Source organism: Pseudomonas sp. 37 R 15 (genome assembly GCF_900004865.1).
In the GTDB taxonomy this organism is placed as follows: Bacteria; Pseudomonadota; Gammaproteobacteria; order Pseudomonadales; family Pseudomonadaceae; genus Aquipseudomonas; species Aquipseudomonas fluorescens_AM.
Genome location: NZ_CVTV01000005.1, coordinates 21706 through 37009 on the forward strand (window position 1 = coordinate 21706; position 15304 = coordinate 37009).

At 63.2% G+C, this 15304-nt stretch carries 11 protein-coding genes; 7 read left to right on the forward strand and 4 right to left on the reverse strand.

What is annotated here, in order from left to right; genetic code table 11:
• Positions 1–189 precede the first annotated feature (189 nt).
• Entirely contained in the window at positions 190–888 is a 699-nt protein-coding gene (locus BFQ04_RS00150) for an OmpW/AlkL family protein (RefSeq protein WP_065888399.1), read from the forward strand.
• Positions 889–1011: 123 nt separating this feature from the next.
• On the opposite strand, the gene BFQ04_RS00155 is transcribed toward BFQ04_RS00150, so the two are convergent.
• The gene (locus tag BFQ04_RS00155) at positions 1012–1896 is read right to left on the reverse strand and encodes a sugar nucleotide-binding protein (RefSeq protein WP_083217886.1); all 885 of its coding nucleotides are present in this window, start codon (positions 1894–1896) and stop codon (positions 1012–1014) included.
• Positions 1897–2063: 167 nt separating this feature from the next.
• Between BFQ04_RS00155 and BFQ04_RS00160 the strand changes: the two genes are divergently transcribed.
• Positions 2064–6311: a DEAD/DEAH box helicase gene (locus tag BFQ04_RS00160; protein ID WP_065949079.1), complete on the forward strand. Its 4248-nt coding sequence runs from the start codon at positions 2064–2066 to the stop codon at positions 6309–6311.
• 107 nt (positions 6312–6418) lie between these two features.
• Here the strand turns inward: BFQ04_RS00160 and BFQ04_RS00165 are convergent, their stop codons facing one another.
• A complete protein-coding gene (locus tag BFQ04_RS00165) occupies positions 6419–8500 on the reverse strand; it encodes a mechanosensitive ion channel family protein (protein WP_065949080.1) in 2082 nt (693 codons plus the stop codon).
• 211 nt (positions 8501–8711) lie between these two features.
• Here BFQ04_RS00165 and BFQ04_RS00170 point away from each other — a divergent pair, with 211 nt between their 5' ends.
• Genes BFQ04_RS00170 through BFQ04_RS00185 form a run of 4 tightly spaced genes read left to right on the forward strand, consistent with a single transcriptional unit; the run spans position 8712 to position 12616 of the window.
• Positions 8712–9638: a DUF72 domain-containing protein gene (locus BFQ04_RS00170; RefSeq protein ID WP_065949081.1), complete on the forward strand. Its 927-nt coding sequence runs from the start codon at positions 8712–8714 to the stop codon at positions 9636–9638.
• Positions 9635–10411: an endonuclease/exonuclease/phosphatase family protein gene (locus tag BFQ04_RS00175; RefSeq protein ID WP_065949082.1), complete on the forward strand. Its 777-nt coding sequence runs from the start codon at positions 9635–9637 to the stop codon at positions 10409–10411. The genes BFQ04_RS00170 and BFQ04_RS00175 overlap by 4 nt, the downstream gene beginning before the upstream one ends.
• A complete protein-coding gene (gene clsB / locus BFQ04_RS00180) occupies positions 10408–11670 on the forward strand; it encodes a cardiolipin synthase ClsB (RefSeq protein WP_065949083.1) in 1263 nt (420 codons plus the stop codon). The genes BFQ04_RS00175 and clsB overlap by 4 nt, the downstream gene beginning before the upstream one ends.
• Positions 11660–12616 (forward strand): lysylphosphatidylglycerol synthase domain-containing protein, encoded by a 957-nt coding sequence (locus tag BFQ04_RS00185; RefSeq protein WP_065949084.1) that lies wholly within the window; start codon positions 11660–11662, stop codon positions 12614–12616. The genes clsB and BFQ04_RS00185 overlap by 11 nt, the downstream gene beginning before the upstream one ends.
• A 4-nt stretch (positions 12617–12620) precedes the next feature.
• On the opposite strand, the gene BFQ04_RS00190 is transcribed toward BFQ04_RS00185, so the two are convergent.
• Both BFQ04_RS00190 and BFQ04_RS00195 read right to left on the reverse strand, forming a co-directional pair.
• Positions 12621–13376 carry an alpha/beta hydrolase family protein gene (locus tag BFQ04_RS00190; protein WP_065949085.1) on the reverse strand — a complete coding sequence of 252 codons (756 nt, stop codon included), beginning with the start codon at positions 13374–13376 and terminating at the stop codon, positions 12621–12623.
• Positions 13366–14475, reverse strand: a complete 1110-nt coding sequence (locus tag BFQ04_RS00195) for a DUF3182 family protein (RefSeq protein WP_065949086.1) — start codon at positions 14473–14475, stop codon at positions 13366–13368. Before BFQ04_RS00195 ends, BFQ04_RS00190 begins: the two co-directional genes overlap by 11 nt.
• A 249-nt stretch (positions 14476–14724) precedes the next feature.
• Between BFQ04_RS00195 and BFQ04_RS00200 the strand changes: the two genes are divergently transcribed.
• Positions 14725–15288: a cysteine hydrolase family protein gene (locus tag BFQ04_RS00200; RefSeq protein ID WP_065949087.1), complete on the forward strand. Its 564-nt coding sequence runs from the start codon at positions 14725–14727 to the stop codon at positions 15286–15288.
• Positions 15289–15304: the final 16 nt, after the last annotated feature.

A 15304-nucleotide genomic window follows, 5' to 3' on the forward strand; every position in this document is an offset into this window, starting at 1 on the left:
GAGGGGGCTTGCTCCCGATAGCAGAGTGTCAGTCAACAGAGCTATTGACTGACCCACCGCCATCGGGAGCAAGCCCCCTCCCACAGTTTTTTGCGGCGTGGTTAGCCTTTCATTGAGCTGAGTCAAAAGATCGAGCGGAACGATCTTTACCATTGGACGTACAACTTTTAACGTCCTTCTGGAGCTCCCATGAACAAGTCTCTGCTCGGCGCGTCCCTCTTCGCGCTCGCCCTCGTCGTCCCTGTCGCCCACGCCCACCAGGCGGGCGACATTCTGGTTCGCGCCGGTGCAATCACCGTGAACCCGAAGGCCGACAGCAGCAGCGTCAAGGTTGACCAGGGCCCATTGGCCGGCGCCAACCTGGGCGGCAAGGCGACCATGAGCAGCGACACCCAACTGGGCTTGAACTTCGCCTACATGATCACCGATCACGTCGGTATCGAACTGTTGGCCGCCACGCCGTTCGAGCACGATGTAAAGATCAAGAACACCGCCCTCGGCGCCGCCAACGGCAAGCTCGGCACGCTGAAACACTTGCCGCCGACCCTGAGCGTCGTGTACTACCCGCTGGACCACCAATCGGCGTTCCAACCGTATGTGGGCGCCGGCATCAACTACACCTGGATCTATGACGAACACGTCGGCAGCCGCGCCGAGCAAGCCGGTTTCAGCAACTTCAAGGCCGAAAACTCCTGGGGCTGGGCCGCGCAGATCGGCGCCGACTACATGATCAACGACAAATGGATGATCAACGCCCAGGCGCGCTACATCGACATCAGCACCAAGGCGACTGTGGATAACAACGCGTTGGGCCAGGGCACCCGGGCCAAGGTCAATGTGGATGTCGACCCGATGGTCTACATGGTGGGTATCGGCTACAAGTTCTAAATAACACGGCATAACAATGTGGGAGGGGGCTTGCCCCCGATAGCAGAGTGTCAGTCAAAGACTTATTGACTGGTCCACCGCTATCGGGGGCAAGCCCCCTCCCACATTTGGTTTTGCAGTGTGTCAGGTGTGGCGGTAGAACCGGTCGAGCAACGCCGGCAACCCCGCCCGCCATGCCCGTGGCTTGATGCCAAAGGTATGCAGGATTTTCTTGCAGGCCAGCACCGCGTGCTGGGGTTCATCCGCCGCATCCGGCCGCGCTGCGTGAGCCTGGGCGGTCGGTGACTCGATGGCCAGGGGGTGGAAGTTGCGCGCTTCGGTGAGGATCGCCTGGCCCAGCGCCAGCGGCGTGGTCGCCTCGTGACCGGCGTAGTGATAGGTGCCCCACAGCGGCGCCGCGCAATCGAGTTGCTTGAGCACGGAAATGATTACCCGCGCCGCATCGTCCACCGGCGTCGGGTTGCCACGACGGTCGTCGGCCATCAACAACTCATCCGGCTGTTCGGCCCGGGCCAGGAAGCGCCCGAGGGTGCCGTCGACGCTGTCATCGAGCAGCCAGCCAAACCGCAGCAGCACATGCTGCGGGCAGGTGGCGCGTACGCTCTGCTCGATACGCCACAACGCCTGGCCGCGCAGGCCCAGGGGCACCGGCTCGTCTTTTTCGCTGTAGGCGGTGGCGCGTGAACCATCGAACACGCGGTAGCTGGACGGTTGCACCAGGGTAATGCTGTGGTGCTGGCACAGTTCGGCCAGGCGTTCGATGGCAAACTCCTGGGAAGCCAGGCGGGTTTCGCTGACGGCTTCGGCCTGGAACCAGTCGAAATAGTAGGCGAGGTTGATCAAGGCGTCGGGACGGGTGTCGTCGAGCAATTGGGTGAGACTCGCGGCATCCCAGCCGTCTTGGGGCGGTTTGGGGGCGAGGAAACCGATGTCTTCCTCTGCACCGAGGCGAATCAGCGCCTGCCCGAGGGCATTCCCGCCGCCCAGTAACATAAGGCGCATTCGCATAGATTGAGCAGGCCCGGTCTGTTTGGAACGATGGTTGTTGTCGGCAGGCGCGTGAGCCTTGCCGTAGGTTTATTCCAGAATCGTTGCATTTTGCGGGTTTGTAGCGCAACCGTCACGGACAAAGTAGGTGTTTGCAACTTGTTGGAGCGGCCGGCATCAATCACTACATGAACCTTCCCGACTCAACAGACAAGGCACTGGACGGCTTCCACCCCGCCGTCAGCACCTGGTTTCGCAGCACCTTCCCCTCGGTGACCGACGCGCAGGCCCAGGCGTGGCCGCTGATCCGTCAGCGCCGTTCGACGCTGATCGCCGCGCCGACCGGTTCGGGCAAGACCCTGACCGCCTTTCTCGCGGTGCTGGACGACCTGGTCCACCAGGGTCTGGCCAACGGCGGCCAACTGCCCGATGAAACCCTGGTGGTCTACATTTCGCCGCTCAAGGCGCTGTCCAACGATATTCAACTCAACCTGCAAAACCCGCTGGCCGGCATCACCGAGCATCTTGAACAATCGGGCCTGCCGCCGTTGGTGATCCGCACCGCGGTGCGCACCGGCGACACCCCGCAAAAAGACCGTGCACAGATGCGCAAGCGCGCGCCGCATATCCTGGTCACCACCCCGGAATCGCTGTATGTGCTGCTCGGCTCGGACTCGGGCAGGCAGATGCTCGCCAGCACGCGCACGGTGATCGTCGATGAAATCCACGCGATAGCCGCCGGCAAGCGCGGCAGCCACCTGGCGTTAAGCCTGGAGCGCCTGCAAGCCTTGTGCGCCGAGCCGCTGACGCGCATCGGCCTGTCGGCCACGCAAAAGCCCATCGACGCGGTGTCGAGGTTTTTGGTCGGTACCGGCCGCGACTGCGCCATTGTCGACATCGGCCACGCCCGCCCGCGCGACCTGGCTATCGAAGTGCCGCCGGTGCCGCTCTCGGCGGTGATGGCCAATGATGTGTGGGAGCTGGTATACGACCGCCTCGCCGAGTTGGCGCGCGAGCATCGCACCACGCTGATATTCGTGAACACCCGGCGCCTGGCCGAACGCTTGGCGCGGCACCTGAGCGAGCGCCTGGGCAAGACGGCGGTGGCCGCCCACCACGGCAGCCTGGCCAAGGAAATGCGCCTGGACGCCGAGCAACGCCTCAAGGCCGGTGCGCTGCAAGTGCTGATCGCGACCGCGTCACTGGAGCTGGGGATTGATATCGGCGATGTGGACCTGGTCTGCCAGATCGGCTCGCCCGGTTCAATCAACGGGTTTCTGCAACGGGTCGGCCGCTCCGGGCACCAGGTCGGCGGTACGCCCAAGGGCCGCCTGTTTGCCACCACCCGCGACGACTTGATCGAATGCGCAGCCCTCCTCGACTGCGTGCGCCGTGGCGAGCTCGACACCCTGCACATCCCCGTGGCGCCGCTGGACGTGCTGGCCCAGCAGATCATCGCCGAGGTCAGCGCGCGCGAATGGTCGCAAGCGGCCCTGCTGACGCTTATCCGCCGCGCCGCGCCGTATGCCGTGCTGGACGAGCGCCATTACCAGGCGCTGTTGCACATGCTCGCCGACGGCTTCAACGGCCGCCAGGGTATGCGCAGCGCTTACCTGCACCGGGACGCCGTGACTCACACCCTGCGCGGCCGCCGTGGCGCCCGGCTCACGGCCGTGACCAGCGGCGGCACCATCCCCGACAACGCCGACTACAGCGTGCTGCTCGAACCCCAGAGCCTGAACATCGGCAGCGTCAACGAAGACTTTGCGGTGGAGAGCATCGCCGGCGATATTTTCCAGCTCGGCAATACGTCCTACCGCATCCTGCGGGTGGAAGCCGGCAAGGTGCGCGTCGAGGACGCCCACGGTCAGCCGCCGACCATTCCGTTCTGGATGGGCGAAGCGCCGGGGCGCAGCAACGAGTTGTCGGCGGCGGTGGCCCGTTTGCAGGGGCAGTTGGACCACCTGCTCGGCGCCAGCCCGGGTGACCTGCAACCGGCGCAGACGTGGCTCACCGACACCCTCGGCCTGAACCGCGCCAGCGCCGAACAACTGTTGGATTACCTGGCCCGCACGCGCCTGGCCCTCAGTGCCTTGCCGTCGCGGGACACCTTGATCATGGAGCGGTTTTTCGACGCGTCCGGCGGCACCCAGTTGATCATCCACACGCCGTTTGGCAGCCGCATCAACCGCGCCTGGGGCCTGGCCCTGCGCAAGCGCTTTTGCCGCACGTTCAACTTCGAGCTGCAAGCGGCGGCCAGCGAAAATGCGATTGTGCTGTCGCTGTCCACCAGCCACAGCTTCGCGCTGGATGACGTGTGGCGTTACCTCAACAGCAACAGCGCCGAACACCTGCTGATCCAGGCCGTGCTGGATGCGCCGCTGTTCGGCGTGCGCTGGCGCTGGAACGCCGGCGTGGCGCTGGCATTGCCGCGCTACACCGGCGGGCGCAAGGTAGCGCCGCAGATCCAGCGCATGAAAAGCGAAGACCTGATCGCCAGTGTGTTTCCCGACCAGATTGCCTGCCTGGAAAACCTCGCCGGCGAACGCGAAGTGCCCGACCATCCGCTGGTGGAACAAACCCTCGATGACTGCCTGCACGAAGCCATGGACAGCGAGGGCTGGCTGGCCCTGTTGCGGCGCATGGAAGCGGGCGACGTGCGCATGGTCAGCCGTGACCTGCCCGCGCCCTCGCCGATGGCCGCCGAAATTCTCAGCGCGCGCCCCTACACTTTTCTCGATGACGCGCCATTGGAAGAACGCCGCACCCAGGCGGTGCTCAACCGCCGCTGGAGCGACCCGCAGAGTACCGACGACCTCGGCGCACTGGATACCGAAGCGATTGCCGGCGTACGCGAGGAGGCGTGGCCCGCGCCCCAGGGGCCGGACGAAGTGCACGAAGCGCTGATGAGCCTGGCCTGTGTTGCAGAGCAGGAGGTCACGCCGCAATGGGCCGAATGGTTGCAGACGCTGAACAAGGCCGGACGCGCTTATCCATTGCCCAACGGCCTGTGGGTAGCGGTGGAACGCTTGAGCTGTCTGCAGGCAATCTACCCGCACAACCTGCCGCTGCTGCCAGGTTTCGACGAGCCCTGGACATTCGATGAGGCCTTGGTGGAAGTGCTGCGCGCGCGCCTGGGCGGTTTCGGCCCATTGACGCTGCCCGAGATTGCCGCGCCCCTGGCGTTGCCCCCCGCCACCGTGGCCCAGGGGTTGGCGCGGCTGGAGCAGGAAGGCTACGTGCTGCGCGGGCACTTCAGCCCAGGCTGTAGCGCTGAGCAATGGTGCGAACGGCACCTGCTGGCGCGTATTCATCGCTACACGGTCAAGCGCCTGCGCCGGGAAATCGAACCGGTGGCGCTGCAGGATTTCATGCGTTTTCTGTTCGACTGGCAGCACTTGTCCGACAGCACGCGCGGCCAGGGCAGCGCGGTGTTGCCGCAGATAGTCGCCCAGTTCGAAGGCTACGCCGCCGCCACGTCGGCCTGGGACAGTGACCTGCTCAGTGCGCGTATCAAGGATTACGCCTCGACCTGGCTCGACGACCTGTGCCGCAGCGGCAAGCTGGTGTGGACGCGCCTGAGCCACAAGGCCGGCGCCATTGCCTTGCGCAGCACGCCGATCGTGCTGTTACCGCGCAGCCAGGTGCCGTTGTGGAGCGGGCTGACCGAACAGACCGACAGCACGACGCTGTCGCCCAAGGCGCAGAAAGTCCATTTGGCCCTGCGCGAACAGGGCGCGCTGTTCTTCGATGAACTGGTGCATGAAGCCCATCTGCTGCGCAGCGAGCTGGAAACCGCCTTGCAGGAGTTGGTCGGCGCGGGGTTGGTGAATGCCGACAGCTTCGCCGGGCTGCGCGCCCTGACCACGCCCGCCAGCAAACGCCAGGCGCGCAGCAGCCGGCGTGGACGCGGCGCCTTTATCGGCGGCATGGATGATGCCGGGCGCTGGGCACTGATACGTCGCGCGCCAAGCGAGCCCGGTGCGCATTCGGCCGAGACGCTGGAGCATGTCGCGATGACCCTGCTGCGCCGCTATGGCGTGGTGTTCTGGCGCCTGCTCGAGCGCGAGGCGGACTGGTTGCCGAGCTGGCGGGAATTGCTGCGCACCTACCAGCGCCTGGAAGCGCGGGGCGAGATTCGCGGCGGGCGGTTTGTCAGTGGCTTGGCGGGGGAACAGTTTGCACTGCCGGAGGCGATCCCGTTGCTGCGTGAGGTGCGGCGCCGGCCCCATGACGGCAGCTTGATCGCAGTGTGCGGGGCCGACCCGCTGAACCTTGTCGGCACGCTGCTACCGGGAAGCAAAGTGCCGGCGGTGAGTGGCAATCGGATCGTGTACCGGGATGGCGTGCCGGCGGGGGTGATGGTGGGCGGTAAGCAGCGGGTGTTGCTGGAGGTGGATCAGCAGGCGATTCAGGAGAAATTGCTCAGGCGGTGAGTTTGAGGGCCTCATCGGGGGCAAGCCCCCTCCCACACTGGATGTGTGAACACAGTTCCAATGTGGGAGGGGGCTTGCCCCCGATGGCGCCGGTTCAGGCACCACAATCACTCGGCACGCGGTTGCTCGGTCATCTCCACCTCATGCTCCTGCCCCACCCGCTTTGGCAACACAACCTGCTGTGGATAAGTCTGCGCGAAATGCACTTCATCGCAGTTATCCACAAGCTTCTTCAAGCGCTGGTTAAACGCACGACTCACCGCATACTGCCCACCCGACACAGTACGGAACTGCGCCGTCAGCACCACGCCGTTGAGGTCCATCCTGTCGACGCCGAACACCTCCAGCGGCCCTTGCAGGTTGTACTTGAGGAACACGTCGTCGCGAATCGACTGGCCGGCCTCGCGGATCAGTTCCACGGCTTTGTCCACATCGGTGTCGTAGGTGAACTGCACCGAGAAGAACGCGTAAGCGAACTGGCGCGACTGGTTGGTGACCGCCTTGATCTGCCCGAACGGCACCGAATGCACGAAGCCCTTGCCATCGCGCAGGCGCAGGGTGCGGATGGTCAGGCCCTCGACGGTGCCGGCATGGCCGGAGTCGAGCACCACCCAGTCGCCGATCGACAAGGTGTCTTCGATGATGATGAACAGGCCGGTGATCACGTCCTGCACCAATTGCTGCGAGCCAAAACCGATGGCCAGGCCGACCACACCGGCCCCCGCCAGCAGCGGCGCGACGTTGATGCCCAGGTTGGCCATGGTGGTGATCGCACAGATCACCACGAGGATGATTTTCACCGCGTTGCGCAACAGCGGCAGGATGGTTTTCACACGGGTGCTGGGCTGACGGCTGGAGCGCTTGTTGACCGGCGGTTTGAGCGCTTCCTGAATCGCTGTATCGAGCACCACCCAGAACAGCCACGTCATCAACAGGATCAGGCCGATGCTGCTGAGGGAATCGCTGATTGCCCGGCCTATTGAGTTGCGCTGGGCAAACTCGAACAACGACACGCCCCAGATACGCCCGAGAATTTCGATAAAGGCGATGGCCATGACGATGCGCAATATCGCGTGCAACAGGCTGAGGAAGCGCTCCTTGTAGGCGCTGCTACGCTGGATCGCCACCTGGCTGCGAGACTTGAACAGGTGTTGCAGCACAGTGCTGAGGAACACCGTGCCGATCAGCAGGATGGTGGTGAACAGGGCACAGCGCAGGGCCTTTTGATTGTCGTCGCCCGCACCGATCAGGTTGATTGCCGATACCAGCACCATCAGCAGAATCGGCCAATACCAGAGCCCGGAAAATACTCGCAATGATTGCTGCAACGCCGGTTGTTTGAGCCGCTGGGCCAGCGGCCGATTGCGGATCAGATGCGCAACCGGACGCCGCAGGCGCACCACCAGCACGCCAAAGATCACCGTCGCAAACAGGCCGGTAAACACCGCGATACTGCTGGTGATATTGCCACCGAGCTGACGGGCGATCTGCGGACTGGTCAGCGCATCGCTGAGGGCGGCCAGGAAGCCGATCAGGAACAGCGGCTTGGGACAATAGCCGCAAATTATCCGCACCGCCGGGCGCTTGTGGCCGACGTTGAACATGACGATGACGCACAACAGCATCGAGGTGGAGAAAATGCCGCTACTGGTGGCGTAGGCAAAACACAGCGCCAGCGCCCGGCCCACCGAGGTGGCTAAAAAGTGGCTGACATACAGCGTCAACGGCAGGCAGATAATGGCCGGGAGGGTATAGGGCACCACATACCCGAGCACCGCCAGCAGGCGCGCGCGGCGCTGGAAAAAACCACGCAGGCCCAGGCGCCGCACGATCAGGCGGCCCAACAGCGTCAACACGGCAAAGGCACCGATCCACACGGCGGACAGCAACAGGAAATCCCCGGCCACGCTCCATGGCGAGCGCGCCGCCGTCTGGTCGACCAAACGCCCGACTTCATTCGCGGCCCGGTCGGCCCGCAGGCGCCACTCGTCGATGAAATTCTGATTGAGGTCCAGCTTCTGTTGCACATCATCGATGCTGGAACTGATGGCCCCGAGCAGGCCGCCCTCCACCAGCAATTCCGGCTTGGCCGGGGCTTCGGGTTCAGGCGCGGTGGCCGCGGCTTGGAGTGCGCCGTTGCCGCACAACAGCAGCGCGCCGAGCAGTAATGCAGTCTTTAGATTCAGCAAAACACCGGGCTCCTTCAGGGGGTCTGTAAGGAACTGACGGGTTTGAGCCGTGATCGTTCCCCTGATTCGCCCGGCCCCTCTCCCACACCCTGGCCTCTACCGCCTCCTCTACCGCCCGCTCTACCGCCTGTAGGAATGTGGAAACTTTCGGCCAAAGATCGTAGTCATCCCAAAACGCGGGGCAATCGACCCTGGATCAACGGGAGTAAGCATGGCGGCGATTCACATCGGCATTTCCGGCTGGCGCTATACGCCCTGGCGGGGCGATTTCTACCCCGAAGGCTTGACCCAGAAACGCGAATTGCAGTTTGCGTCACGCGCCGTCAACGCGATCGAAATCAACGGTTCGTTCTACGCGCTGCAAACCCCCAAGCGCTACGCCGAGTGGTATGCCGACACGCCCGACGGGTTCATGTTCAGCGTCAAGGCCCCGCGCTATATCACCCATATCCTGCGCCTGCGCGATGTGCACAAGCCCATGGCGAACTTCTTCGCGTCCGGGGTGCTGGAGCTCAAAGACAAACTTGGGCCGATCCTCTGGCAGTTCCCGCCCAGCTTCAAGTTCGACCCGCCCCTGTTCGAAGCCTTCCTGGCCGAACTGCCCACCACCACCTTGCAGGCCGCCGCCCTCGCCCATCAGCATGAGCCACGCCTGAACGGCAAAGCGAGCATGAAGGCCTACGGCAAGCAGCCGTTGCGCCATGCGGTGGAAATTCGCCACCAGAGCTTTGCGGTGCCTGAGTTTGTGCAGTTGCTGGACAAGTACGGCGTCGCCCTGGTGGTGGCGGACACTGCTGGCAAGTGGCCGTATGCCGAAGACGTCACCGCCAACTTCCTGTACCTGCGCCTGCATGGCGACAAGCAGTTGTACGCCAGTGGCTATACCGACGAAGCCCTCAAACGCTGGGGCGACCGCATCGAGCGTTGGCGTCACGGCAAACAGCCTGCGGATGCGCATTTGATCGCCCCGCAGCACAAGCCACGCGCGCGCAAACAGCGCGACGTATTTTGCTTTTTTGATAACGACATCAAGGTGCGTGCGCCTTTCGATGCCCGTCAATTGTTACAGCGTTTCGGTCTGGACAAGCACTTGGCGACAGCGCCGGGGCAATTGCCGGAACCTGGAGTGCTGCCATGACACAGCCGGAGTTGATCCCCATCACACCCACTGCCCCCATTACTCGCTTTACCGTGCTGACGGTGAATATCCACAAGGGTTTCACCGCCTTGAATCGGCGTTTCATCCTGCCCGAGTTGCGTGAAGCGGTGCGCAGCGTTGGCGCCGACATGGTGTTCCTGCAGGAAATCCATGGCACCCACGAACAGCATCCGCAGCGCTACAGCGACTGGCCGAAGATGCCGCAGTACGAGTTTCTCGCCGACAGTATCTGGCCGCAGTTCGCCTACGGGCGCAACGCGGTCTATCCCCATGGCGACCACGGCAATGCGCTGCTGTCGAAATTCCAGATCATCCGTCACGACAACCTCGACATCTCCCAGAGCGGCCATGAAAACCGCGGCCTGCTGCATTGCGTTCTGCGCCTGCCGGGCAGCGGGCAGCAAGTGCATGCGATCTGCATCCACCTGGGCCTGCGTGAAGTGCATCGCCAGCAGCAACTGCGCTTGCTGGAGCAGCGCATCAGCGAGATTCCGGCCGACGCGCCGGTGGTGGTCGCCGGCGATTTCAACGACTGGCGCCAGCGTGCCGACCTGAGCCAAAGCGGCCTTGAGGAAGTCTTCGTGCAGACACAGGGCAAACCTGCACGCACGTTTCCCGCGCGCCTGCCGTTGTTGGCGCTGGACCGCATCTACGTGCGCAATCTGAAGGTGCATAACCCCCGGGTGCTGACCACACGCCCCTGGTCCCATTTGTCTGACCATGTGCCGCTGTCGGTGGAGATTGAGCTATGAACGTTGCTGTAGAACATATCGCCACCGACCAGCCGCCGGATGATGCCAAGGCGCGTGACCTCGATTACGGCTGGCAGAGCGGCAACCGCATCGAGTTGCTGGAAAATGGCGAGGCCTACTTTCCCAAGGTGTTCGAGGCCATGCGCGCGGCGCAGCGCGAGATTCTGCTGGAGACGTTTATCCTCTTCGAGGACAAGGTCGGCGTTGAGCTCAAAGGCATCCTGATCGAAGCCGCGCAGCGCGGGGTGAAGGTGGTGGCCAGCCTGGATGGCTTTGGTTGCGGCGAACTGAGCCGCGCATTTTTACGCGAGCTGGCCGAGGCCGGGGTGGTGGTGCAGATGTTCGATCCGGCCTCGAAGACGCTGGGTATCCGCACCAACTGGTTCCGTCGCCTGCACCGCAAAATCGTGGTGGTGGATGCCAGCGTGGCGTTCATCGGCGGTATCAACTTTTCCGCCGACCATCTGGGTGACTTCGGCCCTGAAGCCAAGCAGGATTATGCGGTGCAAATCGTTGGCCCGGCGGTGGCCGACCTGCACCACTTCGCCCTGGCGCAAAGTGGTCGCCAGGTGCGCACGCGGCGTGGATGGCGGCGGCGCCAGCAACGTCCGACGCCATGGGCAACGTCTGACGAAGACGGCCTGGTACGCCTGATCTATCGCGACAACGTGCAGCATCGCGATGACATCGAAGAAGCCTATATCCACGCGTTGAGCAAAGCGCGTACGCGCGCCGTGATTGCCAACGCGTATTTCTTCCCCGGTTACCGCCTGCTGCGGGAAATCCGCAACGCCGCGCGCCGTGGCGTGCACGTGCAATTGATCATGCAGGGCCAGCCGGATGTGCTGCTCGCCAAGCTGGCGGCGCGCATGCTCTATGACTATCTGCTCAAGGACGGCGTGGTCATTCACGAGTATTGCCAGCGCCCGCTGCACGGCAAGGTGGCCTTGGTGGACGAGGACTGGAGCACTGTCGGTTCAAGCAACCTGGACCCGTTGAGCCTGGCATTGAACCTTGAAGCCAATGTGTTGATCCGCGACCGGGCGTTCAATCAGCAGTTGTACGAAAGCCTGGAAGCGCTCGCCAGGGACCATTGCCAGACCATGCCGGCAAAACGCAAACCGCGCCTGTGGTTGTGGCGCCTGACCGTGGGCTTCCTGGTATTTCATGTGATGCGTCACTTCCCCGCCCTGACCGGCTGGCTGCCGGCACACAAGCCGCGTTTGAAACCTATTGAGAGTCCGGCCCATGACGTCTGAAAAAAGCGGCTCCCGGTTCCAGCGCTGGAAGAAGCCCCTGACCCTTGCGTTCTTCCTGCTGCTGATCGTGCTGTTCACTTTGCTTGCCCGACGCATCGACTGGAGCGAAGTGGTACAGACGTTGAGCGAATTCAAGGTGCGCACCCTGCTGATCGCCGGCGCGCTGACGGTGTGCAGCTTTATTGTGTATGCCTGCTTCGACCTGATCGGTCGCACCTACATTCGCCAGCCCTTGCGCTGGAAGCAGATCCTGCCGGTGGGCATCATCAGCTACGCGTTCAACCTCAACCTGAGCGCGTGGGTGGGCGGCATCGCCATGCGTTATCGGCTGTATTCGCGACTGGGGGTGAGCACCAGCAATATCGCCAAGATCCTGGGGCTGAGCCTGGCAACCAACTGGTTCGGCTATATGGCGTTGGCCGGAGCGGTGTTCAGCAGCGGCCTGGTCACCATGCCGCCGGGCTGGAAAGTCAGCACCACGGCCTTGCAAGGCATCGGTGCGCTGTTGGTGCTGGCGAGCCTGGGCTACCTGGTGGCGTGCCAATTTTCGAAAAAGCGCGCGTGGACGATTCGCGGCATGGAAATCAACCTGCCGTCGCTGCGCATGGCGTGTTTGCAGTTGCTGCTGGGCGCGTTGAACTGGTCGCTGATGGCGGCCGTGATTTTCACGCTGTTGCCGGCGAAACTGGATTATCCGCTGGTGCTGGGGGTGCTGCTGATCAGCGCGATTGCCGGGGTGCTCACGCATATTCCTGCCGGGCTCGGCGTGCTGGAAGCGGTGTTTATCGGGCTGCTGCAGCATGAGGCGTCACGCGGCAGTTTGCTGGCGGGATTGATTGCCTATCGAGCGATCTATTTTATCTGCCCGTTGTTGATCGCGCTGGTGATGTATTTGGGGGTGGAGGCGAAGGCCAAGGCGTTGCGGGTGAAGAAAACACCCGCTTAGCGGGTTAGCGCGATTGAATGATGCTCAGCCGTTCACCCACTACCATCTCAGTGATCCAATCCACCAGGATCGAGGTGTACGCCTGCTGCGACACCGGATCGCTCAATGAGTGGTCGGCGCCGTCGATGATGCGGTGGGTCAGCGAATGGGTCTGCTGGCACGCCGCGCGGTAACTCATGATGGTGGCGTGAGGCACGTGATCGTCGGTTTCCGATTCGACGATCAGTACATCTCCGGTGAATTTCGCGCAGGCATGCAAGGCACGATTGGTTTGAGCATGAACCAGCGTGCTGCGGTAATCAATCAGGTCGGCTTTATCCAGTTCACGCTTGGGCTTGAGCCATTCCTGGTCTCGGTACAGCGCAGGCACCCGCAACGCCAGCCAGCGCACCGGGCGCAATGAGGTGAGGATCGCCGCCAGGTAGCCGCCATAGCTGGTGCCCACCACTGCTACCGCCGAGGTGTCGATCGCCGGGTGGGCCAGCAGCCGGTCGTAGGCGGCCAACAGGTCGCGCAGGTTGTCTTCACGGGTCACGCGGGACAGCGGGATACCGGTGCCGGCATGGCCGCGAAGGTCGAACGTCAGGCACACGCAACCGAGCCCCGCGATGCCTTTGGCGCGCTCCAGGTCGCGCTCCTGGCTGCCGCCCCAACCGTGCACGAACAACACGCCCGGCACTTTGGATTTGGGGCTGAGGAAGGTCCCGCTCATCTGTTCGTCGTCGATGTCGATTGCGATGCTCTCGCTTCTAGCCGTCATAAGCGTTAACCGTCACATATTTGAGGAGAAAGTCGCTGTTTTCAGCCGGGCCGCGGTACACCTCGATGGCGTCTGCCGGTAACGTCCGATCCACATAGGTTTCCACCGAGGCCACGCGGATCGCGCGCAAGCCGGGGTGGTTGACGAAGCTCTGCAGCGCCGCGACTTCCGCGCTGCTGGCCCCGCCCATGCGCCAGGACTGTTCGAGCACGCCACTGCGGCGTTGGCCGTCGCTGTCCAGCCCCTGGGCGATGTCGTAGTTGCGGCGCGAGGCGTAGAAGCCGGGGTAGGCTTCATCGGCAGCCTTGTCGAAAACCTGCGCTTGCCTGACGGCTTCGCGTACATCGTCCGGCAGAGCCAGCGTGAGCAAGTCGTCGTAGCCGCCGGGCACCACCAGCAGTTTGGAGCCGCCGTAGACCTCTTCGCCCTGCCCGTCCCGGGTCAGGTATTGCTCGCCGCAGTAACTGATGACGTGATCGCCGATAAAGCTTTGGCCCACACTGTGAGTGACTACGTCCTGCAGGTCTTGTTCCAGCACCACCCCATCATTAAACATTGCGGCGGCTTCGGGACGCGCCAGCAGGGCATCGAATTCGTCGAGGCTGCGGATCACCTCTTGCCCGCGTCCCGCGCAGGCGTTTACGGGCTTCAAGCGAATCGGCCCGCTGTAGAGCAAACGAGTCGCGGCTGGCCGTGCATCTTCCAGCGCGAAGACACTCAAGCCATCAAGGACTACGTCGCGCACGCGCTCACAAAACAGCGGCGACCAGCCCTCGGGCGCCTGGGCTTGCGGGCTCAGCAGGCCGTGAGTGATGGCTTTGGTACAGATGAACGCATGATCGACATAACCGCCCCACAGGTCTTGCGGGCCCTTGATATTGAGCGCTTGTGCCTGGGCGGCCCCCACCAGCGTTTGTGTGGGAAGCAGGTACAGATCGTGGCCGGCGTGCTTGAGCGGGTCGTAGCTGCCGCCGAATTTTAGCCCCAGTATCTGCGCGAGCCAGCGCGCCAGGGCGCGATTGGTCTCCACTTCATGCTGGGGTGCGCCGCTGCGCGTTGAATGAGAGAGCACCAGCTTTTTACGTGAAATCGGGGTCATGCATCCCCCTTGGCATCCGGCCATGTGTGTAAAAGAAGCGTAGCAGGGATCAGGCCAAGGTCGCGCTGAGGAGGAGCGCTTGAAAATCAATCAGTTGCCGCACACGCAATAGCAGTTAGCCTGCGCCATTCTGCACGATGCGGCCTCGGGCACGCGGCGTTCTGCACGATTCACGTGTACGGCAGCCGATATCCGACGGCGGCGCCAGCTAAGATACTGGACCTATCAACCCATCACGAGGCAACCCACATGGCCAAGCAAGCACTCATCCTGATCGATATCCAGAACGACTACTTCCCCCAGGGCAAGTGGCCGCTTGACGGTGTGGAGGCCGCTGCGGACAACGCCGCGCAGGTGCTGAAGGCCTTTCGTCAGACCGGCGATGCGGTGATCCACGTGCGTCACGAGTTCGCGGACGATGACGCGCCGTTCTTCACGCCGGGCTCCGAAGGCGCGCAGTTGCATGCCAACGTGTTGAACCAGGGTAACGAGCCGGTGGTGCTCAAGCACTTTGTGAATGCCTTTCGCCAGACCAACCTGCGCGAGTTGCTGGAACGGCGCAGCATTACCGACGTGGTCGTGGTCGGCAGCATGAGCCATATGTGCATCGACGCTGTGGTGCGGGCGGCGGCAGACTTGGGCTACAAGGTCACGGTCATTCATGACGCCTGCGCTACCTGTGACCAGGACTTCAATGGACAGGTGATTCCCGCCGCCCAGGTGCATGGCGCCTACATGGCCGCGTTGGCCTTCGGCTATGCGAGTGTGGTGTCGACGGAAGACTATTTGAAAGCCCAAGCGGCGGTGGCTTGACCGCCGCTCGGTGCGT

Excerpts from the sequence above, each read along its gene's own strand:
- BFQ04_RS00150 (WP_065888399.1), top strand. The coding sequence starts at position 190 with ATGAACAAGTCTCTGCTCGGCGCGTCCCTCTTCGCGCTCGCCCTCGTC.
- BFQ04_RS00155 (WP_083217886.1), bottom strand. The coding sequence starts at position 1,896 with ATGCGAATGCGCCTTATGTTACTGGGCGGCGGGAATGCCCTCGGGCAG.
- BFQ04_RS00160 (WP_065949079.1), top strand. The coding sequence starts at position 2,064 with ATGAACCTTCCCGACTCAACAGACAAGGCACTGGACGGCTTCCACCCC.
- BFQ04_RS00170 (WP_065949081.1), top strand. The coding sequence starts at position 8,712 with ATGGCGGCGATTCACATCGGCATTTCCGGCTGGCGCTATACGCCCTGG.
- BFQ04_RS00175 (WP_065949082.1), top strand. The coding sequence starts at position 9,635 with ATGACACAGCCGGAGTTGATCCCCATCACACCCACTGCCCCCATTACT.
- clsB (WP_065949083.1), top strand. The coding sequence starts at position 10,408 with ATGAACGTTGCTGTAGAACATATCGCCACCGACCAGCCGCCGGATGAT.
- BFQ04_RS00185 (WP_065949084.1), top strand. The coding sequence starts at position 11,660 with ATGACGTCTGAAAAAAGCGGCTCCCGGTTCCAGCGCTGGAAGAAGCCC.
- BFQ04_RS00190 (WP_065949085.1), bottom strand. The coding sequence starts at position 13,376 with ATGACGGCTAGAAGCGAGAGCATCGCAATCGACATCGACGACGAACAG.
- BFQ04_RS00195 (WP_065949086.1), bottom strand. The coding sequence starts at position 14,475 with ATGACCCCGATTTCACGTAAAAAGCTGGTGCTCTCTCATTCAACGCGC.
- BFQ04_RS00200 (WP_065949087.1), top strand. The coding sequence starts at position 14,725 with ATGGCCAAGCAAGCACTCATCCTGATCGATATCCAGAACGACTACTTC.